The organism is Arthrobacter sp. B2I5 (assembly GCF_030816735.1).
In the GTDB taxonomy this organism is placed as follows: domain Bacteria; phylum Actinomycetota; class Actinomycetes; order Actinomycetales; family Micrococcaceae; genus Arthrobacter.
Genome location: NZ_JAUSYF010000001.1, coordinates 1,952,590 through 1,977,720 on the forward strand (window position 1 = coordinate 1,952,590; position 25,131 = coordinate 1,977,720).

Consider the following 25,131-nt stretch of genomic DNA (forward strand, 5'->3'; position numbering starts at 1 on the left):
CCGCCCTACGTGGCAGGATGGAAATTATGCGTTGGTTGACTGCCGGTGAATCCCATGGCCCGGCTCTGATGGGAATTATTGAGGGCGTCCCCGCCGGTGTGGAAATCACCAGCGGGCACATCGCAGACTCCCTGGCCCGCCGCCGCCTTGGCTACGGCCGCGGTGCGCGGATGAAATTCGAGCAGGACGTGGTGACCATCCTCGGCGGTGTCCGGCACGGCATCACCCAAGGCGGCCCCGTGGCCATCCAGGTGGGAAACACCGAATGGCCCAAGTGGGAGCAGATCATGTCCGCCGACCCTGTGGCCGCCGAACTCCTCGCCGACCAGGCCCGTAACGCGCCTCTCACGCGCCCCCGCCCGGGACACGCCGACTTCACGGGCATGCAGAAGTACGGCTTCGACGAAGCCCGTCCGGTGCTTGAGCGCGCCAGTGCACGGGAAACAGCCACCCGCGTGGCGCTGGGCACCGTGGCGGCACAGTTCCTGAGGCACCTCGGCATTGAACTGGTCAGCCACACAGTGTCCATCGCCAGCGTGACGGTCCCGGAAGGCCGCCCGCTGCCGGCGCCGGGCGACGTCATCGCCCTGGATGCCGACCCCCTGCGCTGCTTCGACCGCGAAACCTCCGACGCCATGGTGGCCGAGGTGGACGCCGCGCACAAGGAAGGCGAGACGCTGGGCGGTGTGGTGGAGGTCCTGGCCTACGGCCTTCCGCCCGGACTTGGCAGCTACGTGCACTGGGACCGCCGGCTGGATGCCAGGCTCGCGGCCGCCCTCATGGGCATCCAGGCCATCAAGGGCGTGGAGGTGGGCGACGGCTTCCTCACCGCCGCCCGCCGCGGTTCTGCCGCCCATGACGAAATCGTCCGCGACGGCGAGGGCACGATTGTCCGCGCCAGCAACCGCGCCGGCGGCATCGAAGGCGGAATGAGCATCGGGGACGTCCTGCGCGTCCGCGCGGCCATGAAGCCCATCGCCACCGTACCGCGTGCCCTGCGGACCATTGATGTCAGCACCGGCGAACCGGCCAAGGCCCACCACCAACGTTCCGACGTTTGCGCAGTCCCGGCCGCCGGCGTGGTGGCCGAGGCCATGGTGGCCCTGGTCCTCGCCGAAGCCGTCATCGAAAAGTTCGGCGGTGACTCAGTGGCGGAAACCGCGCGCAACATCAAGGGTTACCTGGACAACATCCCGGCATCCCTGGACTCGATCGGCCAGTAGTGCTCCACCGCAGCAACATTGGACCTGTCGGCGACCGGCCGATCGTGCTCATCGGCCCCATGGCCGTTGGCAAATCAGCCATCGGCCAGCAACTGGCGCAGCAGCTGGGCGCCCGGTTCGTTGACACTGATGCCGTGATCGTCGCCGGTCATGGATCCATCGCCGAAATCTTCGCCGGCCGCGGTGAACACGCCTTCAGGGAAATTGAGGCGCGAACGGTTGCCCACGCCGTCGAGGAAGCCGAAGCGACACCCACGGTTATCTCACTGGGCGGGGGAGCGGTACTGGACTCCGGGACCCAGCAGCTGATCAGCCGCTGCACGGTGGTGTACCTGGAATGCGATGCCGAAACAGTGGCGGACAGGATTGCCCGGAACTCCGGCAGGCCCCTCCTTGCCGGTGACGCCATGAGCCGCTGGACAGCAATGTTCGCCACCCGCAGGCCGGTCTACGAGCGGCTGGCCGACATCACCCTCGACGTCCGCCACGGCTCGATACCCGAGCTCGGCGGCCGGCTGGAAGCAGCACTGCGGAACCACGCAGCTGCCAAACAGGAAGTTGAAAAGTGAACACCCAATCAACAGTCATCAACGTCACCGGCGAAGGTGCCGGCAACAACTACGGCGTTGTCGTCGGCCGCGGCCTGCTTGGTGACCTTCCCGCGCTGCTCGGCGAGCGCGTCCGCCGGGTCCTGGTGATCCACCCCCGCGCCCTGCGCCTCACCGGTGACACCGTCCGCGATGAACTCGCCGCCGCCGGCTTCACCTCCCTCACCGCCGAAATCCCCGACGCCGAAGAAGGCAAGCACATCCAGGTGGCGGCATTCTGCTGGCAGGTCCTGGGCCAGAACGACTTCACCCGCTCGGACGCCATCGTCGCCGTTGGCGGCGGGGCAGTGACCGACCTTGCAGGCTTCGTCGCCGCCACCTGGCTGCGCGGGGTCAAAGTCATCCACATGCCCACCAGCCTGCTGGCAATGGTGGACGCCTCCGTGGGCGGCAAGACCGGCATCAACACCGCAGAGGGCAAGAACCTGGTGGGTTCCTTCCACCCGCCCGCTGCCGTCCTGGCGGACCTGGATACCCTGGACACGCTGCCGAAGAATGAGATCATTTCCGGCCTGGCGGAGGTCATCAAGTGCGGCTTCATTGCCGATCCGGCCATCCTGGACCTGGTGGAAAAGGACCCGGAAGCTGTGGTGGACCCCCGCTCCGACGAGCTCAGGGAACTCATCGAGCGGGCCGTTGCCGTGAAGGCGAAAGTGGTTTCCGAGGACCTCAAAGAGTCCGGACTGCGGGAAATCCTGAACTACGGGCACACCCTGGGGCACGCCATCGAACTGGTGGAGCGGTACTCCTGGCGGCACGGCGCCGCAGTGTCCGTGGGCATGATGTTCGCAGCGGAACTCGCCCGCAGCGTGGGGCGGCTCAGCGACGTCGACGCCGACCGGCACCGGAGCATCCTCGAAGGGCTTGGGCTCCCGGTCACCTACCGCCGGGACCGCTGGCAGGGCCTGCTCGACGGCATGCGCCGGGACAAGAAGTCCCGCGGGGATCTGCTGCGGTTCGTGGTGCTTGACGGCATCGCCAAACCGGGCATCCTCGACGTCCCGGACACCTCGCTGCTGTTCGCGGCCTACCAGGAAATCGCATCCTGATGCAGGGCGACATGAGCGGCACGTCCGACTGGCCCGAGGCGGGGTTCCCGGGAATCCGGATCAACCCGGACACCCTGCTGCCTCAGATCGTCAATGAGGACGTTGTGCGGGAGACGTTGGCCACCTCAACGGACCCCGCCGACCATATCTTCGTGCTCCTGGTCCAGGGCCACGCGTCCGAGGCCGCCGAACTGTTGGCCGAGGCACGCTTCAAGGACCCGGAGTCGTTCCTGCTTCGCGTGTTCGAAGCCGAAGTGCTGAGCGTCACCCACCGCATGGACCGCGCCATCGGCCTGTTCCGCCAACTCCTGGCTGAAGCGCACGGCACACCGCGCGAAGCTCTGGCCCTCCAATACCTGGGCCGGACACAGTACGCCGCCGGCCAAACCTCCGCTGCGGTCGAATCCTTCACCCGGGCGCTCGACCTGCGGGTTGCGCAATCGGCCGATGCCGCCCAGATTTACTCCTCCACCGTGGCCCTCCAGCGGGCCAGGGACGTCCTGGACCTGGCCTGCTAGGCCGCAGGCAGCAGCCGCGGAAAGGCCGGCCCCGATTTACCGGTAGAATGGTTGTGGAATTTTTGCATCCACGCGATTTTTGACAAACACGTGCAGGCGGGCCGTTACGGCGTGCCCGCCCGGCATACAGCATCTGACCACGCGGCCAGACAAAGAAACCAGAGGAAACCAGTGGCAACCACTAACGACATTAAGAACGGAACGGTCCTGAAGCTCGAGGGCCAGCTCTGGAACGTCATCGAATTCCAGCACGTCAAGCCCGGCAAGGGCGGCGCCTTTGTGCGGACCAAGATGCGCAACGTGATGTCCGGCAAGGTTGTTGACAAGACCTTCAACGCCGGCCTCAAGATCGAGACCGCCACCGTTGACCGCCGCGACTACCAGTACCTGTACCAGGACGGCGCGGACTTCGTCTTCATGGACACCTCCGACTACGACCAGATCACCGTCTCCGGTGCCACGGTTGGCGACGCCACCAACTTCATGCTCGAAAACCAGATGGTCAACATCGCCATCCACGACGGCAACCCGCTCTACATCGAACTGCCGCCGAGCGTCGTCCTCGAAATCACCTACACCGAGCCGGGCCTGCAGGGCGACCGCTCCTCCGCAGGCACCAAGCCTGCCACGCTGGAAACCGGCTACGAGATCCAGGTTCCGCTGTTCATCGAGAACAACACCAAGGTCAAGGTGGACACCCGCGACGGCAGCTACCTGGGCCGGGTCACCGAGTAGTGAGCGCCCGCGGTAAAGCCCGCAACAGGGCACTGGATGTTCTGTTCGAGGCGGAGCAGCGCTCTGTTTCGGCGTTCGACGTGCTTCGCGCACGCCGGGAAAAGACCGACCAGGTGGTCAACCCCTACACCTTGGAGATCGTCGAAGGCGTGGTGTCCCAGCAGGCAGCCATCGACGAGTTCCTGGAGACGTACTCGCAGGGCTGGAGCCTGGAGCGGATGCCCTCAGTGGACCGCATCATCCTGCGCATCGGCACCTGGGAGCTTCTTTACAACGACGACGTCCCGGACGGTGTGGCGGTCAGCGAGGCCGTAGCGCTGGCCAAGACGTTGTCGACGGACGAGTCCCCGCAGTTCATCAACGGCCTGCTGGGCCGGCTGCAGCAGCTGAAGCCTTCGCTGCTCGCGTAGCCTTTCCACACGCAAACAGGGCCCCGCCATTCGGCGGGGCCCTGTTTGCGTCCTGGCCTGGCCAGCTCAGCCCGCTACGGCCGCCCGCAGGGATACGATGCGCTGGAGCTGCTGCCTTTCCTCTGCCTGGTGCAGCGTAACGTCGCGTCCGCTCAGGATCCGCTGGCGGGTGTTGGCAAGCTGGGTGGCCGCCTTCACGAACTGTTTCATCTGGCGCTTCCTGCCCGAACCCGCAGCCCATGCCAGGACCGTCCGCCTGCCGCCACGGGTGGCCAGCAACTGGACTTCGGCCGGTGTGAACCAGCCGGCCGCGGAGTACTCCAACAGCCGCTGGCGGGTCAGGCGGTTCTCGGCCACGCGCAGGAAGATGATGCCGCCCACTGCCAGGAGGAAGATGGGCACCTGGACCAGGATGTAGTCCAGCAGAAATCCCTGGCCCATGCTGTTCCACCTGTTGTGCAGGAACATGGCCGGCAGCAGCCCCACGAAAAAGGCGCCGATCGAAGCACCGGTATGCCAGCGCCTGGCAGCGAAGCCCATAATCAGGCCGGTGGTCCCGGTGAAAATCGCATGGGCGAACGGGGACATGACGCCGCGGAGGAAGAAGACCTGCGCAAAGTCGCTTGCCGGGGATGCCGATTCCGCAATGGCCCTGCCGAAATAGAGGATGTTTTCGGTGAAGGCGAACCCGCCGGCGATGGTGAAGGCGAACACCACGCCGTCCACGGGCCCGTCGAATTGCCGGCGCGCCGCGAGGAGGAGGATGAGCAGGCCAAGCGACTTGGCGAATTCCTCGACGATGGGTGCCTGCACGGTGGCCATGTAGGTCTGCAGGTCGGGCTCGTCAGTGAATTGGAAGGCGATCACAAAGAACGGCTGGATGAGCAGGGTCACGGCAACGGACACCGCAGCACCCCAGGTGAAGGCAAAGAACAGCAGCCGTTTAGGTTCAGGTTCCCACCGGTCGATGATGTGGACCGCGGCCAGGACCACCGACAGCGGGACCAGCGACGCCACGAAACCAATCAGGAAACCGCCGGCGCCGGTGTTGGAGAGCAGGAACGGCACCACCAGGAAAAGGCTCATGAAAGCCAGGATGCCGCCGGCAACCGTCAGCCCCACCAGCCCGCTGCGGGTCCGCGACGCCTGGAGGGCCGCGCCCTGGGCGCCCGGCGGCACCAAAACCGCCATCGGGCTGCCCTGGTGACCCGGCGCCGCGCGGTAGTGTTCGGGCTGCACGTGCCCCATCCAACTGGGGTTGGCCTGCTGCGGCAGGGGACCGGTGGCACCACGGTAGGGATCGTCGGGGAGTCCGGAGGAAGGCTGCTGCGGATACATCGGCATACCCGAAAGCCTAAGCGGGGGCCACCGCAGCACAAAGGATCCAGCCGTCCGCGCCGTTCGCGGTGTGACCATCACCGCTTCCCCGGGGACCGGCCAGGCAGGGACCGTGTGGTAATTTTGAACAGCAAACATTCCTTTTTTAATTCCGTCCTGTGAGGCGGGGAAAGGGGAGACGAGCGTTGACTTCTGTCACCAGCGCACCGGTTCCAGCCAGGGTTGTCCTCAGCCAGGCGGACATTGACCGGGCCCTCACTCGTATCGCCCACGAGATCCTCGAAGCCAACAAGGGATCCCGCGACCTGGTCCTGTTGGGAATTCCCCGCCGCGGCTATCCGCTGGCCGTCCGGTTGGCCGAAAAAATTGCCGCCGCAGACTCCACCGTTGATGCCGCTGCCATCGTGGGCCAGCTCGATGTCACCATGTTCCGCGACGACCTCTCCCACCAGGGGACCCGGCCGCCGTACCCCACCAGGCTGCCCCGTACGGGCATCGACAACAAGGTTGTGGTGCTGATCGACGACGTCCTGTACTCCGGCCGGACCATCCGTGCCGCCCTGGACGCGCTGGTGGACCTTGGCCGCCCACGCATCGTCCGGCTCGCAGTCCTGATCGACAGGGGCCACCGTGAACTTCCCATCCGGGCTGACCACGTGGGCAAGAATCTGCCCACCTCCTCGGCCGAGAAAGTCCGGGTCCGGCTCGAAGAGACAGACACATCCGACGCCGGAACCCCGGTCAACGAAGTCGTAATCGAGGGCGGCGCATGAAGCACCTCCTGTCCACCGAGGACCTCAGCCTTTCGAACGCCATCCGCATCCTGGACACGGCCGAGGAAATGTCGGCCGTGGGGGAGCGGGAAGTCAAGAAGCTTCCGGCCCTGCGCGGACGCACCGTGGTCAACCTCTTCTTCGAGGACTCCACCCGCACCCGCATCTCCTTCGAAGCCGCCGCCAAGCGCTTGTCTGCGGACGTCATCAACTTCGCCGCCAAGGGATCCTCGGTATCCAAGGGTGAATCCCTCAAGGACACCGCCCAGACCCTGTCAGCCATGGGCGCCGATGCCGTGGTCATCCGGCATTGGGCGTCCGGCGCTCCACACCGCCTCGCCGCAACCGACTGGATCGACGCCGCCGTCATCAACGCCGGCGACGGCACCCACGAACACCCCACCCAGGCCCTGCTCGACGCTTTCACCATGCGCCGGCACTGGGCCCGCCTCGCCGGCACTGGTTCTGAAGGGACCGACCTCAAAGGCATGCGGGTAGCCATCGCAGGTGATGTCCTGCACTCCCGCGTGGCGCGGTCCAACGTGTGGCTGCTCCGGACCCTCGGGGCGGAAGTCACCCTGGTGGCGCCCCCCACCCTGCTGCCGGTCGGCGTCGAAAAATGGCCCTGCAGCGTCAGCTACGACCTGGACCAAACCCTGGCGAACGGCGTGGACGCCATGATGATGCTCCGCGTCCAGGGCGAACGCATGAACGCGTCGTTCTTCCCCAGCACCCGTGAATACTCGCGCCGGTGGGGCTTCGATGACAACCGGCTCCGCGCCCTGGACCGCCTGGGCATGACGGACACCATCATCATGCACCCCGGCCCCATGAACAGGGGCCTGGAAATCAGCGCCGCCGCCGCCGACTCACCCCGTTCCACCGTCCTGGCCCAGGTCCGCAACGGCGTGTCCGTGCGGATGGCCGCACTGTACCTGCTGCTCTCCGGGGACACCCGGGAACCAGCCGCCCACCGCGTCCCGGCTTATGCCGCCGCCGCCCCGTCCACCAAGGAGAGCAACTGATGGCAGGCAACACCGGAACCTACCTCATCCAAGGCGCCGCCATCCTGGGCGGTGAGCCCGCCGACCTCCTGGTCCGCGACGGCATCATCGCCGAGATCGGCACCGGCCTGGGCGCAGACGGGGCCACCGTCATCGACGCCGCCGGCCTGGTGGCCCTGCCCGGCATGGTGGATGTGCACACGCACCTCCGCGAACCGGGCCGCGAAGACGCCGAGACCGTGGAGACCGGAACGCGGGCAGCGGCCCTTGGCGGCTACACGGCCGTGCACGCCATGGCCAACAGCACCCCGGTCGCGGACACCGCAGGCGTCGTGGAGCAGGTCTACACGCTGGGCCGGGCCGCCGGTTGGGTGGATGTCCGCCCCGTCGGTGCCGTCACCGTCGGCCTGGCAGGAGAGCAGCTGGCCGAACTGGGCGCCATGGCAGATTCCCGCGCCAGGGTGCGGATGTTCTCTGATGACGGCATCTGCGTCCACGATCCCGTGCTGATGCGCCGCGCGCTGGAATACGTCAAGGCGTTCGACGGCGTGGTGGCCCAGCACGCGCAGGAACCGCGCCTCACCGCCGGCGCCCAGATGAACGAGGGCGACGTCTCCGCGGTCCTGGGCCTCACCGGCTGGCCGGCGGTGGCCGAGGAGAGCATCATTGCCCGCGACGTTTTGCTGGCCCAGCACGTCGGCTCCCGCCTCCACGTGTGCCATGTGTCCACCGCCGGCTCGGTGGAAATCATCCGCTGGGCCAAGGAACGGGGCATTGACGTCACGGCCGAGGTTACCCCGCACCACCTGCTGCTGACCGATGACCTGGTGCGAAGCTACGACCCCGTGTTCAAGGTCAACCCGCCGCTGCGCACCGATGCCGACGTCCAGGCATTGCGCGCCGGACTGGCAGACGGGACGATCGACGTTGTGGGTACCGACCATGCACCGCACCCCAGCGAACACAAGGAATGCGAATGGGCTCAGGCAGCAATGGGCATGACCGGGCTTGAAACCGCCCTGTCCGTGGTCCAGCACGCCATGATCGACACCGGCCTCATGACCTGGGCGGACTTTGCCAGGGTCACCTCCACCGCAGCCGCGAAGATCGGCCGGCTGGGCGACCAGGGCCGGCCCATCGAAGCCGGGGAACCCGCCAACATCATCCTCGTGGACCCGGCGGCACGCTGGACCGTTGACCCCTTCCAGATGGCCACCATGGGCCGCAACTCGCCGTTCAAGGGCAGGGAGCTCCCCGGCAAGGTGGTGGCCACCTTCTTCAAGGGACACCCCACCGTCCTTGACGGCGCACTCAACACGCCCCACCCGGACTCGGCCGCTACCCCCGCAGGCGCTGCCTGATGGACAAGATCCTTCCCGGACTTACCATGCTGGCGGTGGTCGCCGTCGTATTCGTCCTCCTCGCCATAGGCTGGCGCAACCGCCTGAAGCGCCAGTCCGACGTCGAACAGTTGCCCCAGGTGCCCGCCGCGCCCGGCGAGCCCACCGCCGTTGCCGAAGGACAGTACGTGGCCACCACCACGGCCGGCGACTGGCTGGACCGGATCGCCGTGCACGGGCTGGGCATCCGCACCAACGCCACCCTCGCGGTGTTCCCGCACGGCGTCCTCTACGAACGGTCGGGCGCGCCTGCCCTCTATATCCCCGCATCGTCCCTCACGGGTGTCCGGCAGGACAGCGGCATGGCCGGGAAGTTCGTGGAAAAGGACGGCCTGCTGGTTCTCGGATGGACGCTCGGCGCGCACGGACTGGACACCGGCTTCCGGACCCGCCGCGGCGCCGACAAGGACGTGCTCTACCAGGCCCTTCAGGATTTGATTTCGTCAGCCCCAGCGGCTGGTGCCACCAGTGGAAAGTAAGACAGTGAAAGCGAATACATTGACAGCAACCACCTCCGCTCCGGCAACACTGGTTCTCGAAGACGGGCGCATTTTCCGCGGCACCAGCTACGGCGCCACCGGTACCGCCCTGGGCGAGGCCGTCTTCGCCACCGGAATGACCGGCTACCAGGAAACCATCACCGACCCGTCCTACGCCCGCCAGCTGGTGGTCCAGACGGCCCCGCACATCGGCAACACCGGCGTGAACGATGACGACGCCGAGTCCCGGCGCATCTGGGTGGCCGGCTACATTGTCCGCGACGCAGCCCGCCGGCCCTCCAACTGGCGCTCCGAACGGTCGCTGGACGAAGAACTTGTGGCCCAGGGCATCGTGGGCATCCAGGGCGTGGACACCCGCGCCATCACCCGGCACCTGCGCGAGCACAAGACCATGCGCGCCGGCATCTTCTCCGGCGAGGCAGCCCAGGCCACGGACAAGGAACTGGTCGACGCCGTCCTGGCCAGCGCGCCCATGGAAGGTTCGCGCCTGGCCGAGGAAGTCAGCGTGGACGAAGCCTACGTTGTGGAGCCGAAGGACCACGGCTGGGACGGTGAACCCCGCTTCACCATCGCGGCGATCGACCTCGGCATCAAGGCCATGACCCCGGTCCGGTTCGCCGAGCGCGGTGTCCGCGTCCACGTACTTCCCGCCACCGCCACCCTCGAGGACGTCAAGGCCGTCAACCCGGACGGCTTCTTCATGTCCAACGGCCCCGGTGACCCCGCCACGGCCGATGCCCAGGTCAAGCTGCTGCGCTCGGTCCTGGACGAGAAGCTGCCCTACTTCGGCATCTGCTTCGGCAACCAGATCCTGGGCCGCGCACTGGGCTTTGGCACCTACAAGCTCCGCTACGGCCACCGCGGCATCAACCAGCCCGTGATGGACCGCCGCACCGGCAAGGTGGAGATCACCTCCCAGAACCACGGCTTTGCCGTGGACGCCCCGCTCGACGGCGCCACACAGGCCCCGGAGGCACGCTACGGACGTGTGGAAGTGAGCCACATCAGCCTGAACGACGACGTCGTGGAAGGCCTCGCCTGCCTGGACCTCCCCGCGTTCTCCGTGCAGTACCACCCGGAAGCCGCGGCCGGCCCGCACGACGCCGCCTACCTGTTCGACCGCTTCATCGAGCTCATGGACGGCACGCGGGACGGCAGGAACGCCAACCTTTCCAAGGAGCCCGTGGACGCCGCCCACCCTGCAGGCGCTGACCACAAAAACGACAACAAGACTGAGGACAAGAAGTAATGCCGAAACGTACAGATCTCAAGAGCGTCCTCGTCATTGGTTCCGGCCCGATCGTCATCGGCCAGGCCGCAGAGTTCGACTACTCCGGCACCCAGGCGCTGCGCGTCCTCAAGGAGGAAGGCCTGCGCGTCATCCTCGTGAACTCCAACCCGGCCACCATCATGACCGACCCCGAGTTCGCCGACGCCACCTATGTCGAGCCCATCACCCCTGAGGTGGTGGAGAAAATCATCGCGAAGGAACGCCCCGACGCCGTCCTGCCCACCCTCGGTGGCCAGACCGCGCTGAACACCGCCATTGCCCTGGACAAGAACGGTGTGCTCGAGAAGTACAACGTGGAGCTCATTGGCGCCAACATCGCGGCCATTGAACTTGGCGAGGACCGCGAAAAGTTCAAGGGCGTGGTGGAACGCTGCGGCGCCGAATCCGCCCGCAGCCACATCATCCACACCATGGATGAGGCCCTGACGGCAGCCACCGACCTGGGCTACCCCATGGTGGTCCGCCCGTCCTTCACCATGGGCGGGCTGGGCTCCGGCCTGGCCTACAACGAGGAAGACCTGCGCCGCATCGTCGGCCAGGGCCTGCAGTACAGCCCCACCAGCGAGGTGTTGCTCGAAGAGAGCATCCTGGGCTGGAAGGAATACGAGCTCGAAATGATGCGGGACAAGAACGACAACGTGGTTGTCGTCTGCTCCATCGAGAACTTCGATCCCGTAGGCGTGCACACCGGCGACTCCATCACCGTGGCGCCTGCGCTGACCCTCACCGACCGCGAATACCAGAAGCTGCGCGACGTGGCCATCGCCGTCATCCGCGAGGTGGGCGTGGACACCGGCGGCTGCAACATCCAGTTCGCCATCGATCCCAAGACCGGCCGCGTGGTGGTCATCGAGATGAACCCCCGCGTGTCCCGCTCCTCGGCACTGGCATCCAAGGCCACCGGCTTCGCCATCGCCAAGATCGCCACCAAGCTCTCGCTTGGCTACACCCTGGACGAGATCCCCAACGACATCACACAGAAGACCCCCGCGTCCTTCGAGCCCACCCTGGACTACGTGGTGGTCAAGGTCCCGCGGTTCGCTTTCGAGAAGTTCCCGGCCGCGGACGATACCCTCACCACCACCATGAAGTCGGTGGGCGAGGCCATGGCCATGGGCCGCAACTTCACCGAGGCACTCCAGAAGGCCCTGCGCTCCCTTGAGCAGAAGGGCTCGCAGCTGGACTTCAGCAGCGTTCCCGAATGGGAAGTCGCCGAGCTGATCGAGAAGGCCAAGCGCCCCACCACGGAGCGCCTGCACCAGGTCCAGCGCGCCCTCCTGGGTGGCGCCACGGTGGAACAGCTCTTCGAAGCCACCAAGATCGATCCGTGGTTCCTGGACCAGCTCCAGCTGCTCAACGAGATCTCCCACGAAATCCGCCAGGCCGGCGCCCTGACCGCTGACATGCTCAAGCGCGCCAAGCGCCACGGCTTCTCGGACGAACAGATCGGCACCCTGACGCACAACTCCGAGGCAGTGGTCCGCGGTGTCCGCCAGGCACTGGGCATCCGCCCGGTCTACAAGACCGTTGACACCTGCGCGGCCGAGTTCGCCGCCTACACCCCCTACCACTACTCGGCCTATGACGAGGAGGACGAGGTTGCGCTGCACTCCAAGCCGTCCATCCTGATCCTCGGTTCAGGCCCCAACCGCATCGGCCAGGGCATCGAGTTCGACTACTCCTGCGTCCACGCCTCCATGGCGCTGCGCAAGGCCGGCTACGAGACCGTCATGGTCAACTGCAACCCGGAAACCGTCTCCACCGACTACGACGTCTCCACCCGCCTGTACTTCGAGCCGCTCACGCTTGAGGACGTGCTGGAGGTCATTGCGGCCGAGGAACGCACCGGCGGCGTCATGGGCGTCTTCGTCCAGCTCGGCGGCCAGACCCCGCTGAAGCTCGCCCAGCAGCTGGCCGACGCCGGCGTCCCGATCCTGGGCACCTCACCGGAGGCCATCGACCTCGCCGAGCACCGGGGCGCCTTTTCGCGGGTGCTGGACAAGGCCGGCCTGGTGGCGCCGAAGAACGGCACCGCCGTCTCCTTCGAGGACGCCAAGAAGATCGCTGACGAGATCGGCTATCCCGTCCTGGTCCGCCCGTCCTACGTGCTCGGCGGCCGCGGCATGGAAATCGTCTACGACGAGCCCAACCTCTCCCGCTACATCGCCAACGCCACCGAGATCACCCCGGACCACCCGGTACTGATCGACCGCTTCCTGGAGGACGCCGTCGAAATCGACGTCGACGCCCTCTACGACGGCACCGACATGTACCTGGGCGGCATCATGGAACACATCGAGGAAGCCGGCATCCACTCCGGTGACTCCGCCTGCGTCCTGCCGCCGATCACGCTGGGGAGCAACGTCGTCGAACGCGTCCGCACCGCAACCCGCGCCATCGCTGAAGGCGTCGGCGTGCGCGGCCTGATCAACATCCAGTTCGCGCTGGCCTCGGACGTCCTGTACGTCCTGGAAGCCAACCCCCGCGCCTCCCGGACCGTGCCCTTCGTGTCCAAGGCCACCGGTGTGCAGATGGCCAAAGCCGCGGCCCTCATCGGCACCGGCGTGACCATCGGACAGCTCCGCAGCGCCTACAGGATGCTGCCGGAAACCGGTGACGGCTCCACGCTGCCGCTGGACGCGCCCGTCGCCGTCAAGGAAGCCGTCCTGCCGTTCAGCCGGTTCCGGACCCTTGAAGGCAAGGTGGTGGACTCCCTGCTCGGGCCCGAGATGCGCTCCACCGGCGAGGTCATGGGCATCGACAAGCACTTCGACACCGCCTTCGCCAAGAGCCAGGCGGGCGCCAACAACGCCCTGCCCACCGAGGGAAAGGTGTTCGTCTCCGTGGCCAACCGGGACAAGCGCTCGGTCATCATGGGCGTCAAGCGGCTCTCGGACCTCGGGTTCGAGATCGTCTCCACCGGCGGCACCGCCGATGTCCTGCGCCGCAACGGCATCCAGGCCACCCCGGTCCGCAAGGTTGCCGAGGGCAGCAGCGCCGAGGGCGAAGGCACCATCGCGGACCTCATCGTGGCCGGCGAGATCGACATGGTCTTCAACACCCCCTCCGGCGGCGAAGCCCGCAGCGACGGCTACGAACTGCGCGCCGCGGCAACATCCATCGGCATTCCGTGCATCACCACGGTGGCCGAGTTCAACGCCGCCGTCCAGGCCATCGAAGCCATGCGCACCTACGAATGGTCCGTCACCAGCCTGCAGGAGCACGCCGCCGCACTGGCCGAATCCCAGAAGGCGGCCCTGCAGCATGCCTGAGCAGGCATCAGGCAACAGCCCGGTATCCGCCGCCGGCCGGGAGTCTTTCGGCTCCCGGCTCGGCGCGGCCATGGCCGCCCGCGGCCCGCTCTGCGTGGGCATCGACCCGCACCCGGCACTGCTGAAGAGCTGGGGACTGGACGACGACGCCGCCGGGCTTCGGCGCTTTTCCCTGACGGTCCTGGAGGCGGTGGCTCCGCTCGCTGCCGCGGTAAAGCCGCAGGTGGCACTTTACGAACGCCACGGGTCAGTCGGCATGGCGGTGCTGGAGGAAATCCTGGCCACCGCCCGGGACGAGTCTGTCCTGAGCATCGCCGACGCCAAACGCGGCGACATCGGATCCACCATGGCCGCCTATGCCGACGCCTGGCTGCGGGACGAGTCCCCGCTGGCGGCGGACTCTGTCACACTGAGCCCCTACCTTGGCTTCGAGTCGCTGCGCCCCGCGCTGGACCTCGCGGCCGAAACCGGGCGCGGTGTTTTCGTGCTGGCACTGACCTCCAACCCTGAAGGAGCTTCGGTCCAGCATGTTGGCGGAAGGGATTCCGTGGCGCGCAGGATCACGTCTGCGGCAGCGGCCGAAAACTCCCGGTACGGGGACAGTTTGGGGTCCGTGGGCCTGGTGGTCGGCGCCACCGTGGGGTCAGCCCTGACGGATCTTGACATGGATCTCGCCGCCGTCCGCGGCCCCATCCTGGCCCCGGGCCTCGGAGCGCAGGGCGCCACGCCGGCGGATCTTCGTGCCACCTTCGGCGACGCCTACCCGCTGGTGCTGGGAACCTCCAGCCGCGACATCCTTTCCGCAGGTCCGCAGGTCCGCGGCCTGCGGGAGGCGGCCCTGCGCACCCTGGACGGGCTGCGCGGACAATAGGCTGCAATTGCCTGGATGCATTGATTCGGGCTGCACCAGAGGGTAGTTTCAGGACAGGTCCAAGGGCGGCCGCCCTTGGATGAAATCCGCCGAATCCGGGGGTGTCCGTGATGGTCCTGCGACCTCTTTCCGCATCTGAACGGGCCGACGCCCTGGGCAAGGCAGCAGCGGCCAGGGCCACCCGTGCCGCAGCAAAGGAAAGCCTTCGGAACGGCGACAGGTCCGCGGCGGACATCATCAGCTCCGCCCTCGAGGACGACGCGCTGGCACGCATGAAGGTCTCGGAACTGCTCGAGGCCCTTCCCGGCATCGGGAAGGTGAGGGCTGCCGCCATCATGCAGCAGCTTGGCATCGCGGCCTCCCGCAGGGTCCGTGGCCTGGGCGTCCACCAACGCCGGGCGCTGGTAGATTTTATAGATGAGCATTGAGGCAGGCGGCGTCCTGTCTTTCCCCAACTGCGGCAAAAGGAATACGTGAGCAAGAAACCTGGACTGACAGTCCTCGCAGGTCCGACGGCTGTTGGCAAAGGCACCGTGTCCACCTACATCCGTGATAACTACCCCGAGGTCTGGCTTTCCGTTTCGGCCACCACGCGGGCGCCCCGGCCCGGGGAGGTGGATGGCGTCCACTACTTCTTCAAGACCAAGGACGAGTTCGAACAGCTCATCGCCGACGGCGAACTTCTTGAGTGGGCCGTCGTCCACGGGCAGAACACCTACGGCACCCTGAAGAGTACCGTGAACCAGGCCATTGCAGAGGGCCGCTCCGTGCTGCTCGAGATCGACCTGCAGGGTGCGCGCCAAGTAAAGGAAGCCGTCCCGGACGCCCAGTTCGTCTTCCTGGCCCCGCCCACCTGGGACGAGATGGTCCGCCGGCTGGTGGGCCGCGGCACCGAAACACCCGAAGAACAGCAGCGGCGCCTGGAAACCGCTAAACTGGAACTTGCTGCTGAACCGGAGTTCGACCACACCGTCATCAATGACGACGTCCGCCGGGCAGCGGACGAGCTTGTTTCACTCATGGGGCTGACACCGCATCCACACCTGCCGGAACCGTCAGCCCGCTAGGAATTTGGAGAATTCGTGTCCACGAACCTTGAAGGCATCATCAACCCGCCGATCGACTCGCTGCTCGAAGCAGCCGACTCCAAGTACGGCCTGGTGATCTTCGGTGCCAAGCGTGCTCGTCAGATCAACGCCTACTACGCCCAGCTGCACGAGGGCCTGTTCGAATACGTCGGACCCCTGGTTGACACCAAGCTGAACGAAAAGTCGCTGTCCATCGCACTGCGCGAGATCAACGAAGGCAAGCTGGTTTCCACGCCGATCGAAGCCGCAGAGTAATCCTGCCGCTGAACTGACTTGCTGTTGACGGAGGTCACGTGCGCATAGTCCTCGGAGTCGGGGGAGGGATCGCCGCCTACAAGGTGGCATCGCTCCTCCGGCTTTTTACTGAAGCCGGCCATGATGTCACGGTGATTCCCACTGAGGCGTCCACCCGCTTCATCGGAACCGCCACTTGGGAGGCGCTGTCCGGAAACCCTGTCAGCAACAGTGTTTTCGATGACGTGCACCTGGTCAACCACGTGCGCCTCGGCCACGAGGCAGACCTGGTGGTGGTGGCACCCGCCACGGCGGACCTCCTGGCGAAAGCTGCCACCGGCCAGGCTGGGGACCTGCTCACCAACACCCTGCTGATGGCCCACGGCCCGGTGCTGTTCGCCCCCGCGATGCACACCGAAATGTGGCAGCATGCCGCCACCCGGGCCAACGTGGAAACGCTCCGCAGCCGCGGAGCCGCTGTCCTGGAGCCGGCCTCGGGAAGGCTGACCGGCGCCGACTCGGGCCCCGGCAGGCTTCCGGAACCCCAGGTGATCTTCGACGCAGCCATGGCCCTGCTGCAGGGACAGGGCGATTACCAGCTGCCCCTTGCCGGCCGCACCGTCACCATCAGCGCCGGCGGAACCCGCGAACCGCTGGACCCCGTGCGCTTCCTCGGCAACCGGTCCTCCGGCAAACAGGGGGTGGCGCTGGCCGTTGCAGCGCGCAACGCGGGGGCTTCCGTGCGGTTGCTGGCGGCCCACATGGACGTTCCACCGCCGGCGGGCGTGGAAGTGGTGCGCGTAGAGAGTGCCCTGCAACTCCGGGAAGCCGCGCTGGACGCCGCTGCCGTGTCCGACGTCGTCATCATGTCCGCGGCCGTTGCCGATTTCCGCCCGGCCGAAGTCTCGGACACCAAGATCAAGAAGCGGGACGACACCGCCGATCCCGTCATCACCCTGGTCCGCAACCCGGATATTCTGCAGGAACTCGTGGAGCAGCGCACCGCCGGTGCTGCCGGAGCCGGGCAACTCATCGTCGGTTTCGCCGCCGAAACCGGGGACAGCCACGGCGACGTCCTGGCGTATGCGGAAGCAAAACTGCAGCGGAAGGGCTGCGACCTGCTGGTGGTGAACCACGTGGGCACGGACAAGGTCTTCGGGCAGGACTCCAACTCGGTGGTCATCCTCTCGCGCTCCGGCTCCGAACCACAGGAAGCGTCAGGAACCAAGACAGAGGTTTCGGAAGCCATCATCCGCCGCATCAGTCTTGAACTGAACCATGTTTCCTTGTGACCTGAACCGGGTTTCCTTCAACTGAACCTGTTTCAGCGCCCGCCTGAAGTGTTTCCGGCCACCTTTGCTTAGCACGGGGACATGTACAGACTGCTCCCTGACGGGAGTGCCGACACCAACCAGTAAGGTAGTTGAGTGACTTTACCGCTGCACCTTCCCCAGACCCATGGGGCCACGCCCTCCGCGCTCCGGCTGTTCACGTCCGAATCGGTGACTGAAGGCCATCCGGACAAGATCTGCGACCAGATCAGTGACGCCATCCTGGATGCGCTGCTGGCCGCGGACCCCGAGTCCCGCGTGGCTGTGGAGACCATGGCCACCACGGGCCTGGTGCACGTGGCAGGCGAAGTCACCACTGACGCCTATGTCGAAATCCCGCAGATCGTCCGCGAGACCATCCTGGGCATCGGGTACGACTCCTCAGCCAACGGCTTCGACGGTGCCCGTTGCGGCGTTTCCGTCTCCATCGGCCAGCAGTCCAACGACATCGCCGGCGGCGTCTTCAACTCCCTTGAGGCACGCGAAGGCCGCCAGGAGGACGATTATGACCTCCAGGGTGCCGGTGACCAGGGCCTGATGTTCGGCTATGCCAGCGACGAAACCCCGTCATACATGCCCACGCCCATCTGGCTGGCCCACCGGCTCTCCGAACGGCTCACCGAGGTCCGCAAGACCGGGCAACTGCCGTACCTCCGCCCCGACGGCAAGACCCAGGTGACGGTGGGCTACGACAAGGACGTGCCCGTGTCCGTGGAAACGGTGGTGATTTCCAGCCAGCACGCCGAGGGGGCAAGCCTGGAGCAGCTGCGCGCAGACCTCGCCGCCGTCGTCATTGAACCAGTCCTCGCCGGGGCCAACCTGGACATCTCCCGGGCGGCCAACATCCTTAACCCGGCCGGCGAATTCGTGATCGGCGGCCCGGTGGGCGACGCCGGCCTCACGGGTCGGAAGATCATCGTTGACACGTACGGCGGCATGGCCCGCCACGGCGGCGGAGCGTTCTCCGGCAAGGACCCCTCCAAGGTGGACCGCTCGGCCGCCTACGCCATGCGCTGGGTCGCCAAGAACGTTGTGGCTGCCGGACTGGCCAAGCGCGCGGAGATCCAGATCGCCTACGCCATCGGCCAGGCCCGCCCCGTGGGAACCTACGTTGAAACCTTCGGCACGGAAACCGTGGATCCTGCACGCATCAGCGCCGCCATCGCGGAGATCTTCGACCTTCGTCCCCGCGCCATCATCGACGCCCTGGACCTGAAGCGGCCCATTTACGCCAAGACCGCCGCGCACGGACACTTCGGCCGGGATGAGCCCGACTTCACTTGGGAACGCCTGGACCGGGTGGACGAACTCAAGGCGTTCTTCAACGCCTAGTCCGCTCCCGCCCGGGCCGCAGCCCAAATCACCCTGGCCGGAAGTCCAATGTCAGTGCCCGGTGTTTTGCTGTTCCTGTCCAACCCGGCCGCTGAACGGAGGTAACTGCCATGGCTCCTGACAGTACCGTCCAGCCGTCCCTGCTGCAGGGTTTCCCCACACGTCAGACGCCGGGTGGCGTTGACCTGGCGGAGCACCTTCCGGTGGCGCGCGTCCTCATTGAGTCCCCGCTGCCGCATCTGGACCGCCCCTTCGACTACGCCGTCCCGGTTGCCCTTGACCAGGCAGCCCAGCCGGGAGTCCGGGTCAAGGTCAAGTTCAACGGCCAGGACCTCAGCGGTTTCCTTCTTGAACGCGTGGCGCAGTCCGACGCCGGGCACACCCTGGTGCCCCTGGCAAAGGTCGTGTCCCCGGTTCCGGTCCTCACGCCCGCCGTCAGGGACCTCGCCAATGCCGTCGCTGCCCGGTACGCGGGGACTGTCAGCGACGTCCTGCGCCTCGCCGTACCACCCCGGGTCGCCAGGCTGGAAAAGGATTACCCCGGCTCCCTGGACCCCGCGGAGGGAGAGGGTACCCAGCCCCCGCCCGGCACCGCCGGCTCTTCAGCCTGGACCGCCTACCGCACCGGTGCTGCCTACCTCCGGCACCTGGCCGGCGGGGGATCCCCGCGCGCCGCCGTCACCCCGCTGCAGGGGTTTGGTCCCGCCGGCTGGCCGGCCATGCTTGCCCAGGCCGCCGCTGCAGCCCATGCCTCCGGCAGGGGCGCCCTGCTGGTGGTGCCCGACTACCGGGACCTGGACCGGCTGGAGCAGGCACTCAAGGACGTGGTGCCGGAGACGGCCGTGGCCCGGCTCACGGCCGACGACGGGCCCACACCCCGGTACCGGAGCTTCCTGCGCCTGCTCGCAGGCACGGCCACCATCGCCATCGGTACGCGCTCAGCGGCCTTCGCCCCGGTGCAGCACCTGGGGCTTGTCGCGTGCTGGGACGACGGCGACGACCTCCACATCGAGCAGCGCGCACCGTATGCCCATGCCCGGGAAGTCCTGCTCCTTCGGGCCGAGCAGGAAAATGCCGCGTGCCTCCTTGCCGGGCATGCGCGCAGTACCGAGGTCCAGCGGCTGGTGGAAGCCGGCTGGGCCGTTCCGGTCGCAACGGAGCGTGCCACCGTCCGCACGACTGTTCCCCGCGTTCTCAGCACTGCCGACAGCTTCGAGCAGGAACGGGACCCGTTGGCCACCATCGCGCGACTGCCGCATGCGGCTTGGCAGGCCGCCAAGGAGGGTCTCGATCGCGGTCCCGTCCTGGTCCAGGTGGCCAGGTCAGGGTACGCGCCCTCGCTGGTGTGTGAAGCATGCCGGGAACCGGCCCGCTGCGGACACTGCCAGGGACCCCTGGCGCTGGCCGGCACCTCCGCCCTGCCCCAGTGCCGGTGGTGTTCCACCCCGGCCCCGGACTGGCAGTGCTCCCACTGCGGCGGGCGGCGGCTCCGGAAAGGGGCCACCGGCGTCCTGCGCACCGCCGAGGAGCTTGGCCGGGCGTTTCCCGGCACCACTGTCATCACCTCGTCCGGGGACCAGGTAAAGGCCACAGTAGGCGCGGGCAAGGCGCTGGTGGTGGCAACGGTGGGGGCCGAACCCGTCGCGGAGGCCGGATATGCCGCCGCCCTGCTGCTGGACGGGGACTCCCTGCTGCGCCGGGAAACCCTCCGCGCGGGCGAAGACACAGTGCGCCGCTGGTTCAACGCCGCTGCCCTGGTGCGCCCCGCCCCGGACGGCGGGCTGGTGGTGGTCACCGCCACGGACACCGCCGCCACCGGCGCCCTGCTGCGGTGGGATCCGGCCGGCTATGCGCAGCGGGAGCTGTCCCTCCGTGTTGAACTGCAGCTTCCCCCGGCGGTCCGGATTGCCTCCGTCACCGGGCCGCGCGCCGCCGTCGAACACTACACCGGAGCCGTGGAAGCGGACCTCGCCCGCGCCGGCATAACAGTCCGCGCCGCGGGCCCTGCGCCGCTCCTGCTGACCGCACCGCCCTCCGGCAGGCGCCCGGCCGAGGACGTGCGGACGCTGCTGTTCTTTCCTTACGAGCAGGCCACCGCAGTCGTCCGTGTCCTGCGGGTCACCCGCGCAGCTGCGGCTGCGAAACGGACCACGGACCCGGTGCAGTTGCGCCTGGACGGTGTGGACGTCCTGTAAGTGTTGATGTCCTCTAAGTGGAGGCGTCTTTAGCGGTGCCTTTTCGCCACAACCTCATGCGCCGCGTCCACCAGTTGGCGTGCCGACTCATCCCAGCTGAACTCTGCAGCCCGGCCCAGGGAGCGGCGCGACATCTCCTGCCAGTGCGCGTCGTCCTGCAGCTGCGCCACAGCGTCTGCGAACTGCCCGGGGGACTCTGGGTCCACGTAGACGGCGGCGTCGGATCCCACTTCGCGGAAGATCGGAATGTCGCTGGCGATCACCGGGGTCCCCACCGCCATGGCCTCCACGAGGGGAAGGCCGTATCCCTCGGCCCGCGACAGGCTCACCAGTGCCGTCGCCCGCCGCAGCAGCCCGTCGTACTCCGCGTCGGTCACGCCGTTGTGGAACACTACGGCGGCGCCCGGCGGGACGATGCGTTCCAGTTCCGCCCGCCGCTCCGGCGTGATCCTGCTGAGCAGGTGGAGCCTGTAGCCGGGCAGCCCTGCCATGCCTGCCACCATGGTTTCGACGTTCTTGTACGGCATGAACGAACCCATGTAAATGATCGTCTTATCCGCGCCGTCGCCCGGATTGCGCGGTTCCTGCGCCGGTTGGGGGGCGTTGGCGATAATGCGCACTGGCCTCCGCGTCAGACGGTACTTGGCCATCAGTGCCTCGGTGGTCCGGCTGATGGTGGCCACGGTATCGGCCCGGTTGAGCAGGAGCCGCTGCGGCCAGAACGCCTTGTGGTACAGGCGCCACAGCACCCTGACAGGGGCCGGCAGGAACCCCGGGGGAGCCGGGTGCTCATAGTAGATGAGGTCGTGCAGGGTCAGGATCAGCCCGTACTTCCTTCCCCAGGTGCCCATGGTCTGCATGGGGCACACCACAACGTCCGCCCCCACGGCGTTGACCTTCCGGGCAACGAAGAGCTCCAGCGGTGAGAGCGGGCTGTTGATGAGCGTGTACGGCACGTCCGGGAGGAGTGCGAGCTGCCGGACGTCGGAAACCAGCATGGAGACATCAGCGATCCTGGCTGTGGCAGCGATCAGGCTGGCTCCGTAGCGGCTGATGCCGTCGTGATGGTCGGTACGGGTGAAACGTGCATCAATGACGATCTTCACGCGGGATGGTCCTTCAGGAAGCTGCGGATGTAGCGGGCGGCCGGCTCGGGCGTTTCGTAGTGGATCAGGTGTCCGACGCCGGGAATCACCTTCAGCTCCCCGTCCGGCAGCCGTGACAGGAGGCTGTGCTGGCTGGGAAGGGTGGCGATTTCGTCCTTTTCGCCGGCAATCAGCAGTACGGGCAGGTCGAGTTTTCCGGCTACCTCTGCCACATGGTGGCTGACGGAGGCAGTGAACGACTCCAGCAGGCTGTCCCGGTCCGCGAAGGAACTGAAGTATGCGTGGTGCTGGCCGTGGATGAAGGCCCTCAGGTCCCTGTCACGGGTCTTGGCCATGGTCTCGCTCATCACCCGCACAATCAGCCGGTTGCGCAGCAGGGCCAGCCCCGGCCCTTGCGGGAGCCGTGCCGCCAGCATGTAGTACAGCACCGCCAGCCGCGTCATGACGCCCTTTGGCCCTTCCAGCGCCGGAGCGGCGATGGGGTTGATGAGGATCAAGGGACGCACTGCCGTGGGGTTGTTGGCTACGAAGTGCGCCGCCACGATGGATCCGAACGAGTGTCCCAGCAGTACAGTGTCCGGCCCCAGGCCCCGGGAAGCCATGAAGTCAGTGAGAAATGCCCCGTAGCGCTCCACCGAGTGCGGGCCACGGGCAAAGGCGTCGGACCTGCCAAAGCCGGGCAGGTCAGGCATGATGAGGCGCATTTCCGGCAGCTGGTCCGCGACGCGCAGGAGCCCATGGTGGTCGCCGCGGAACCCATGGACCACCAGGATCGTGCGGGTCTCCGGTGTCTCCTGCAGTGGCTCATACGTCCAGTAGGCAACCGTGCCGCCGTCGATGGTCACGGTGGACGTGGAGGTGCGGGCGGAAAGTTCCGGACTCAGGTACGCAGGCGTGGGGGAGGCCCCCGGGTTTACGGTGTCCATGCGCGGCCTAGTTGACGTTGTCCGGGTGCGACCCGGTCCGCTGCCCGCGGTCCAGCGCTTTGATGGCCAACAGATCACGTTCGGAGAGCTCGAAATTGAAAACGTTGAGGTTCTCCCGGATCCTTGCTTCGGAGCTGGCCTTGGGAATGGCGATGTTTCCCAGTTGCAGGTGCCAGCGAAGGATTACCTGCGCAGGCGTCCGCCGGTGCTCGGACGCGCAGGCCTGGATGACGGGATCGGCAAGTACCTGGCCGCGCCCAAGCGGGCTCCACGCTTCCGTGCGGATGCCCAGTTCCGCGTGCCTGCTGCGCAGTTCCTCCTGCTGCAGCCACGGGTGCAGTTCGACCTGGTTGACGGCCGGGACCACTTCGGCGCTTTGGAGCAGGCGGTCAAGATGCGCCGGCTGGAAGTTGCTGACGCCGATTGCACGGACGCGGCCTTCCCGGTACAGCGTTTCCAGGGCCCGGTAAGTTTCGGGGAACAGTCCCCGCCGGGGGCAGGGCCAGTGGATCAGATACATATCCACATAGTCCAGGCCCAGGTTGACCATGGAATCATCGAAGGCCCGCAGCGCCGCGTCGTAGCCGTGGTGGTCGTTCCACACTTTCGTGGTGATGAAGATGTCCTCCCGGGTCAGGGACGGGGACAGCTCCCCGGACCCGCCGCTCCCGGTCCCGTCGCCCAGCTGGGAACTGATGCCGCGGGCAACGCCGGTTTCGTTCCCGTACATGGCGGCGGTGTCGAAATGCCGGTAACCGGCGGCGAGCGCGGTGGCCACCAGCCCTTCAGCGTCTGCTGCCGGCACCTTGTAGAGCCCGAAGCCGAGCTGGTCTATCAGCACGCCGTTGTTCAGGCTGAGCCGGGGTGAGGTTCTCATGGCAACGACTCTACCCACTTCAGCTGGTCAGTCCTTCGTGATCGACCAGGCGCCGTGCGGTGGCTTCGTCCAGGATCAGGTCGGTGGCCAGCCTTGCTGCCAGGGCTCCACGCAGCCCGTTGATCTTGGAAACCCCGGACACCACGCAGATCCTGCGGCGCACCTGGCGGAGTTGGGCAAGTGCCGGCCCGGTGGACCTTTCGTTCAGGACAATGCCGTCGGAGGAACCGTCGGCCCGGAAAAAGACGGTGGCAACGTCGCCCACCACGTCCGATTTGGCCAGTGCGTTCAGGTCGTCCTCATCCAGGTACCCGCCCGCGTAGACGTGGCTCGGATAGTCGGCGTGGACGGAACCCACGCCGAAAATGGCGATGCTCATTTTGGCCTGCAGTTCCAGGACCCGCTGCACGCTGCGTTCATTCCACATGGCCGTCTTGGTGGCGGCATGGTCGAAGAAGGCCGGAACGGGGAACTGCTCCACCCGCGCCCCATAGGCGCTGCCGAACCTGCGCATGATGTCGCTTGCGTAGGTGATGCCCGTGGTGTGCATGTTTCCGGCACCATTGAGCTGGACGATGACGCTGTCGTGCGTGATCTTCCTGGTGAGGTGCCGGCTGACGGCACTGAGCGTCGATCCCCAGGCCACGCCAATGATGGCATTCGAGTCCACCAGGGGCCCAATGGTGCGTGCCGCCTGCATGGCTACGCGGTCCAAGGTTTCGGCTTCGTTGAGCGTCCCAAGGATGGGGACCACGTGGACGTCCAGGTTGTACCGGCGCCGGATCATCCCCTCCAGCTCGGGACCCGTGTCCAGCGGGTTGCGGATCTGGATTTGCACCAAACCCGATTCCCTTGCCGAGGACAACAGGCGGGAAACCGTGGAGCGGGAGGTGTGCAGTTCCCGGGCAATCGCGTCCATGGTCAGGTCCTGCAGGTAATACATTTGTGCAGCTCGGAGGGCATCTGCGTCGCGTGAAAGTGCCATCTCAGTTCCTAACTGCACATTCGTGCATAGTCCTTGACTCCATTTTCCATTTCTCCGAACAATAG

General features: G+C 66.7%; 24 protein-coding genes. 19 read left to right on the forward strand and 5 right to left on the reverse strand.

The features are described 5' to 3' along the window. Window positions 1–23: 23 nt before the first annotated feature. The 6 genes from aroC (at window position 24) to nusB (ending at window position 4,543) form a co-directional block, all read left to right on the forward strand. Window positions 24–1,223 (forward strand): chorismate synthase, encoded by a 1,200-nt coding sequence (gene aroC, locus QFZ60_RS09355; protein WP_307093279.1) that lies wholly within the window; start codon window positions 24–26, stop codon window positions 1,221–1,223. Beyond that, a complete protein-coding gene (locus tag QFZ60_RS09360) occupies window positions 1,223–1,792 on the forward strand; it encodes a shikimate kinase (protein ID WP_307089990.1) in 570 nt (189 codons plus the stop codon). The genes aroC and QFZ60_RS09360 overlap by 1 nt, the downstream gene beginning before the upstream one ends. Beyond that, the gene (aroB, locus tag QFZ60_RS09365) at window positions 1,789–2,880 is read left to right on the forward strand and encodes a 3-dehydroquinate synthase (protein ID WP_307089992.1); all 1,092 of its coding nucleotides are present in this window, start codon (window positions 1,789–1,791) and stop codon (window positions 2,878–2,880) included. Before QFZ60_RS09360 ends, aroB begins: the two co-directional genes overlap by 4 nt. Continuing rightward, complete coding sequence (locus tag QFZ60_RS09370) at window positions 2,880–3,398, forward strand: tetratricopeptide repeat protein (RefSeq protein ID WP_307089994.1); 519 nt, start codon at window positions 2,880–2,882, stop codon at window positions 3,396–3,398. The genes aroB and QFZ60_RS09370 overlap by 1 nt, the downstream gene beginning before the upstream one ends. Before the next feature lie 171 nt (window positions 3,399–3,569). Then, the gene (gene efp / locus QFZ60_RS09375) at window positions 3,570–4,133 is read left to right on the forward strand and encodes an elongation factor P (RefSeq protein ID WP_018769313.1); all 564 of its coding nucleotides are present in this window, start codon (window positions 3,570–3,572) and stop codon (window positions 4,131–4,133) included. Continuing rightward, window positions 4,133–4,543 carry a transcription antitermination factor NusB gene (nusB, locus tag QFZ60_RS09380; protein WP_018761427.1) on the forward strand — a complete coding sequence of 137 codons (411 nt, stop codon included), beginning with the start codon at window positions 4,133–4,135 and terminating at the stop codon, window positions 4,541–4,543. Before efp ends, nusB begins: the two co-directional genes overlap by 1 nt. Before the next feature lie 66 nt (window positions 4,544–4,609). On the opposite strand, the gene QFZ60_RS09385 is transcribed toward nusB, so the two are convergent. Beyond that, window positions 4,610–5,887 (reverse strand): PrsW family intramembrane metalloprotease, encoded by a 1,278-nt coding sequence (locus QFZ60_RS09385; RefSeq protein ID WP_307089996.1) that lies wholly within the window; start codon window positions 5,885–5,887, stop codon window positions 4,610–4,612. A gap of 179 nt (window positions 5,888–6,066) precedes the next feature. Here QFZ60_RS09385 and pyrR point away from each other — a divergent pair, with 179 nt between their 5' ends. The 13 genes from pyrR (at window position 6,067) to QFZ60_RS09450 (ending at window position 21,172) form a co-directional block, all read left to right on the forward strand. Continuing rightward, window positions 6,067–6,654 (forward strand): bifunctional pyr operon transcriptional regulator/uracil phosphoribosyltransferase PyrR, encoded by a 588-nt coding sequence (gene pyrR, locus QFZ60_RS09390; protein WP_056336647.1) that lies wholly within the window; start codon window positions 6,067–6,069, stop codon window positions 6,652–6,654. Continuing rightward, a complete protein-coding gene (locus QFZ60_RS09395) occupies window positions 6,651–7,679 on the forward strand; it encodes an aspartate carbamoyltransferase catalytic subunit (protein ID WP_307089998.1) in 1,029 nt (342 codons plus the stop codon). The genes pyrR and QFZ60_RS09395 overlap by 4 nt, the downstream gene beginning before the upstream one ends. Further along, the gene (locus QFZ60_RS09400; protein ID WP_307090000.1) at window positions 7,679–9,019 is read left to right on the forward strand and encodes a dihydroorotase; all 1,341 of its coding nucleotides are present in this window, start codon (window positions 7,679–7,681) and stop codon (window positions 9,017–9,019) included. Before QFZ60_RS09395 ends, QFZ60_RS09400 begins: the two co-directional genes overlap by 1 nt. Then, window positions 9,019–9,537, forward strand: a complete 519-nt coding sequence (locus tag QFZ60_RS09405) for a hypothetical protein (protein ID WP_307090002.1) — start codon at window positions 9,019–9,021, stop codon at window positions 9,535–9,537. The genes QFZ60_RS09400 and QFZ60_RS09405 overlap by 1 nt, the downstream gene beginning before the upstream one ends. Next, a complete protein-coding gene (gene carA / locus QFZ60_RS09410; RefSeq protein WP_373427672.1) occupies window positions 9,518–10,807 on the forward strand; it encodes a glutamine-hydrolyzing carbamoyl-phosphate synthase small subunit in 1,290 nt (429 codons plus the stop codon). The genes QFZ60_RS09405 and carA overlap by 20 nt, the downstream gene beginning before the upstream one ends. Further along, a complete protein-coding gene (gene carB, locus QFZ60_RS09415) occupies window positions 10,807–14,121 on the forward strand; it encodes a carbamoyl-phosphate synthase large subunit (protein WP_307090006.1) in 3,315 nt (1,104 codons plus the stop codon). Before carA ends, carB begins: the two co-directional genes overlap by 1 nt. After that, window positions 14,114–14,992 carry an orotidine-5'-phosphate decarboxylase gene (pyrF, locus tag QFZ60_RS09420; protein ID WP_307090009.1) on the forward strand — a complete coding sequence of 293 codons (879 nt, stop codon included), beginning with the start codon at window positions 14,114–14,116 and terminating at the stop codon, window positions 14,990–14,992. The genes carB and pyrF overlap by 8 nt, the downstream gene beginning before the upstream one ends. Window positions 14,993–15,102: 110 nt before the next feature. Then, window positions 15,103–15,420, forward strand: coding sequence for an integration host factor, actinobacterial type (mihF, locus tag QFZ60_RS09425; RefSeq protein ID WP_026265771.1), 318 nt, complete (start codon window positions 15,103–15,105; stop codon window positions 15,418–15,420). A gap of 45 nt (window positions 15,421–15,465) precedes the next feature. Further along, on the forward strand, window positions 15,466–16,059 hold the full coding sequence (gene gmk / locus QFZ60_RS09430; protein WP_307090011.1) for a guanylate kinase: 594 nt from the start codon (window positions 15,466–15,468) through the stop codon (window positions 16,057–16,059). A 15-nt stretch (window positions 16,060–16,074) separates the two neighbouring features. Then, entirely contained in the window at window positions 16,075–16,335 is a 261-nt protein-coding gene (gene rpoZ, locus QFZ60_RS09435; RefSeq protein ID WP_003800778.1) for a DNA-directed RNA polymerase subunit omega, read from the forward strand. Window positions 16,336–16,373: 38 nt separating this feature from the next. After that, window positions 16,374–17,606 (forward strand): bifunctional phosphopantothenoylcysteine decarboxylase/phosphopantothenate--cysteine ligase CoaBC, encoded by a 1,233-nt coding sequence (gene coaBC, locus QFZ60_RS09440; protein ID WP_307090013.1) that lies wholly within the window; start codon window positions 16,374–16,376, stop codon window positions 17,604–17,606. Between the two features lie 135 nt (window positions 17,607–17,741). Next, a complete protein-coding gene (gene metK, locus QFZ60_RS09445) occupies window positions 17,742–18,977 on the forward strand; it encodes a methionine adenosyltransferase (protein ID WP_142031330.1) in 1,236 nt (411 codons plus the stop codon). 110 nt (window positions 18,978–19,087) lie between these two features. Further along, entirely contained in the window at window positions 19,088–21,172 is a 2,085-nt protein-coding gene (locus tag QFZ60_RS09450) for a primosomal protein N' (protein WP_307090016.1), read from the forward strand. Between the two features lie 29 nt (window positions 21,173–21,201). Here QFZ60_RS09450 and QFZ60_RS09455 read toward each other — a convergent pair whose 3' ends face one another. Genes QFZ60_RS09455 through QFZ60_RS09470 form a run of 4 tightly spaced genes read right to left on the reverse strand, consistent with a single transcriptional unit; the run spans window position 21,202 to window position 25,066 of the window. Then, a complete protein-coding gene (locus QFZ60_RS09455; RefSeq protein ID WP_307090018.1) occupies window positions 21,202–22,278 on the reverse strand; it encodes a glycosyltransferase family 1 protein in 1,077 nt (358 codons plus the stop codon). Beyond that, complete coding sequence (locus tag QFZ60_RS09460) at window positions 22,275–23,204, reverse strand: alpha/beta fold hydrolase (protein ID WP_307090020.1); 930 nt, start codon at window positions 23,202–23,204, stop codon at window positions 22,275–22,277. The genes QFZ60_RS09455 and QFZ60_RS09460 overlap by 4 nt, the downstream gene beginning before the upstream one ends. Window positions 23,205–23,211: 7 nt before the next feature. Then, window positions 23,212–24,081, reverse strand: a complete 870-nt coding sequence (locus QFZ60_RS09465) for an aldo/keto reductase (protein WP_307090022.1) — start codon at window positions 24,079–24,081, stop codon at window positions 23,212–23,214. Between the two features lie 19 nt (window positions 24,082–24,100). Next, the gene (locus tag QFZ60_RS09470; protein ID WP_307090024.1) at window positions 24,101–25,066 is read right to left on the reverse strand and encodes a sugar-binding transcriptional regulator; all 966 of its coding nucleotides are present in this window, start codon (window positions 25,064–25,066) and stop codon (window positions 24,101–24,103) included. Window positions 25,067–25,131 lie beyond the last annotated feature (65 nt).